Origin of the sequence: Pseudoalteromonas sp. BZK2 (genome assembly GCF_014349195.1) — a bacterium.
In the GTDB taxonomy this organism is placed as follows: Bacteria; Pseudomonadota; Gammaproteobacteria; order Enterobacterales; family Alteromonadaceae; genus Pseudoalteromonas; species Pseudoalteromonas simplex.
Genome location: NZ_JACSOG010000073.1, coordinates 1 through 3,540, shown reverse-complemented (window position 1 = coordinate 3,540; position 3,540 = coordinate 1). Strand labels below are relative to the sequence as shown.

The following is a 3,540-nucleotide window of genomic DNA, read 5'->3' as shown; positions in this document are numbered from 1 at the left end:
AAGCAACTATAGCCTTGTATTAAAAGCTCTTTATATTTATTTTCGGTAAGCGTTAACGACTCATTTAAAACAAAACTGTTACCGGTTCTAAAGTTCAGGTTGCTTGCATCTAAACTCGTGTAACCTTGGCGGATACTGCTTATATCCCCCAACTCTTTAATAATGGGTGACTGTCCTTTGTTGTTTATTGCAATATCTATCTGATAATCACCTAGCTCACTCTTTACAGTTACATCATCTATTAGTAAGTCTACCCAATTGTCTTTAGCATTAAATGGAATAGCGTGGTACTGGGCTATTTTAGCGCTTTTCCATTCCTGTGAAGTTATTGAATCAATAGTCTTTTTATATAAAACACGGTTAACTTTACGGGCTATTTGTCGGTTTGGGTCGTTTGGGTAAGCACCTGATTCAATTAATATAGTTCGGATACCTTTTTCCGAAAAAGTATCTCCAAAACTGCGATAAGAGTAACTGTCGTTGTACTTCCCCAAGTGCCCTGGGATCATGGTTTCAACCGTTTTGGCTAAATGAGCAATAAATTGCATAGCCTCACCACGAATTTTATTCACTTCTCTTGCTTCATTATAGGCGGGTGCTAGCACTGAAATAGTGGCTTGTTCTCCCATTTTTCCGGCACCGTAATAGGCATTCTGATCATGTAAATTAAAGCCGAAATCAGGTTTGAATTCATCAGCCGCAGTCATGAGTATTTGTCCTTCTTTTGTGCGAAGGGCTTTTGCATCACGATTTAAATCAATACCTTGTGCATTATGGCGAGTTTGAGCTGCCGCGCCGTCTGGGTTCACCATAGGGATAATGAGAAGAGTTACTTTTTGTTGCCAGCTTTCTAGCCATTGTGCGTTTTCATCTGCGGTTATAAAGCTTAAAAAATCCATTAGTGCGGCAGTAGCTGTGTTTTCGTCGCCGTGCATTTGGCTCCACATCATCACTTTGATTGGGCCGGTGCCGATTTTTAGAGAATTAAGTGCCTGTCCTTGGAAAGAGGTGCCGATTTGTTTTAGTGTAACGCTTGGGTGTTTTGCTGCGCTTTTTAAGTGTGGCTCTATATCGGCGTAGTAAATCGCAGGTTTATCTAAGCCAGCTACAGCGGTGTCTTCAATCGTATTTGCAAGTGTACTGGTACTTAGTGCTAAAAGGGCTGTGGCGAGTACATATAGGTGCATAATTATCTCTTTTATTCTTTATTTTGACATTCTGTAGAATATTATATTTTAGCGCCTTTGGCTAATCCTTGTTCAGTATTAAAGCTTCGATTGCTACTGACTAAGTATGCTTTAAATCGCTATTTTTATGCTATTTTCTTTTTCTTCATAGCTTTACGCTATATAAAATACAGTATTACTTTTAAGTACTTAGCTTCAATAGGTTTGTTTTTTTACAGTTTATTATCAAATGGCTAAACAATACTTAACCGTGTGCTGTAAAATTCTACTTGTACCGTCTGTTGACTTTGTTATACTCCACATCGAAATTTCAGTAATTACTGAAACTTTATTGATGAAGATCATGTTACCGCATTAAAAAATAGGGTAAGCCATTTACCTAAAATGCAGTAAAAGCGATAAAAGGCGTGAGTTTTGCGAGCAATTAATCAGTCACAAGGTGTCAAACAGTCTAGCTTAGCTAGGTTGCAATTGGCTGCGCGTGCGTTTTTTGCTGGCAAAGAACTAATGTCAGTTTTAGCCTTGTTGCTGATTAATTCAGCCATGCTAATCAATGGTACATTAGAAGATGCTCACGGGCTAAGAAGTTTATTAAGTGAAGGTGCTTTATACGAAACCCCATTACTTAATGTGTTGAGTTTTTTAGCTTACCCTGTGGTGTCTTGCCAATTACTTATTGGTTTATGCTGGTTGGTCTTCCATTTCTTCCCTGCGCGTCGTGCAGGTGTCATTTTACGTAAAGCGGCCTTCGCTGCGCGTGAAACGATAAAGTCTTTAGTAGTACACAGCGCTCATGGCTGTCGTGCTCCTCCTCGTGTAAGTGGTTGTCTGTAAATAAGCTTTGTTGCTTAAGTTCAGCCATTTTAGTCATTTTCTAAGTTGTCTTTACTAAGCACCTAGTGGGTTTTTTACGCCCAAATTTCAGTCAGCCAACCTAATAAAATCTCTCACTTTTTAGCGTGCCGATTTGTCGTGCTTGTTAGTCAGCTGAGGGATATCTGTAGCATCAGTTGCAGAAAAGCGTCGTGTTCTTATTTCGACAAGTGTTAACTTTTAGGTTGTAGGATATTCCTTTGTCAATTCGAAACCTTTGTAATATTGCTCTAGCGTCTTTAGTGCTGGCTTTGTCTGGCTGTAAAGGCGGGGTACTCGATCCAAAAGGTCAAATTGGTGTCGACGAGAAGTATTTAATTATCGTAGCTACGGTGTTAATGCTGATTGTTGTGATTCCAGTTATTGCCATGACAATTTATTTTGCATGGAAATACCGTGATGGACGAGATCAAGAAATTTACGCTCCAAAGTGGGCGCACTCTAATAAGATTGAAGCTGTAGTTTGGACCATTCCTATCATCATCGTTGCGATTTTAGGTGTGATCACGTGGCAGTCAACGCAACAACTTGACCCATATAAACCACTTGAGGGTAAAGGTAAGCACCTTACTGTTGAGGTTGTTTCTTTGAACTGGAAATGGCTATTCATTTATCCAGAGCAAGGCATCGCCACAGTGAATGAGCTTGTTTTTCCTGCCAATGTGCCAGTGCAGTACAAGATCACCTCAGAAAGCACCATGAACTCGTTTTTCATTCCACAGCTTGGTAGCCAAATTTATTCAATGGCAGGCATGGAAACAAAGCTTCACTTAATCGCTGATGAGCCGGGTACTTTTAAAGGCTTTTCTGCTAACTACAGTGGTGCAGGTTTCACTGGTATGAAGTTCGATGCCATTGCAACAGCCACAGAAGCTGATTTCGATGCTTGGGTAAACAAAGTAAAAAATACTGGTTCTGCATTGACTAAGCAAAGCTATGTTGAACTTGCAAAACCAAGTGAATACGACCCAGTTAAATACTATGCCAGCGTAGATAAAGATATGTTCCATTCAATCGTAATGAAATATATGCAAGCGCATGGCTCTCACGGTGCAATGCAACACGCTATGCCAGAGCACTCAGCTCATAAGAAGCACAGCGAGGACGAGGAATAATCATGTCGTTGTTAGGTAAATTAACATTAGACGCAATCCCGTTTCATGAACCAATTATCATGGTTACCATGACGGTTGTTGCTGTCTTAGGTCTGTTAGTGGCAGGCTTAGTAACAAAATATAAAAAGTGGGGCGTGATTTGGCACGACTGGATCACCTCAATTGACCATAAGCGTTTAGGTGTTATGTACATCATTCTTGCGCTTATCATGCTTTTCCGTGGTTTCGCGGATGCCATTATGATGCGACTGCAATTAGCAATGGCTACTGGCGGTGCAAGTGGTTACTTACCACCAGAGCACTATGACCAAATATTTACGGCACACGGGGTGATCATGATCATCTTTATGGCGATGACGTTTATT

At 40.4% G+C, this 3,540-nt stretch carries 4 protein-coding genes; 3 read left to right on the top strand and 1 reads right to left on the bottom strand.

Annotation, left to right across the window (positions count from 1 at the left end):
• Positions 1-1,187 (bottom strand): M14 family zinc carboxypeptidase (locus BIZ38_RS21550; RefSeq protein WP_187491279.1); only part of this gene is annotated, 1,187 nt, incomplete at its 3' end.
• A 414-nt stretch (positions 1,188-1,601) separates the two neighbouring features.
• Between BIZ38_RS21550 and BIZ38_RS21545 the strand changes: the two genes are divergently transcribed.
• The 3 genes from BIZ38_RS21545 to BIZ38_RS21535 form a co-directional block, all read left to right on the top strand.
• Complete coding sequence (locus BIZ38_RS21545; protein WP_063706310.1) at positions 1,602-2,021, top strand: hypothetical protein; 420 nt, start codon at positions 1,602-1,604, stop codon at positions 2,019-2,021.
• Between the two features lie 239 nt (positions 2,022-2,260).
• A complete protein-coding gene (gene cyoA, locus BIZ38_RS21540) occupies positions 2,261-3,175 on the top strand; it encodes a ubiquinol oxidase subunit II (protein ID WP_054562298.1) in 915 nt (304 codons plus the stop codon).
• 2 nt (positions 3,176-3,177) lie between these two features.
• Positions 3,178-3,540: cbb3-type cytochrome c oxidase subunit I (locus BIZ38_RS21535; protein ID WP_187491278.1), on the top strand; the 363-nt coding region annotated here is incomplete at its 3' end.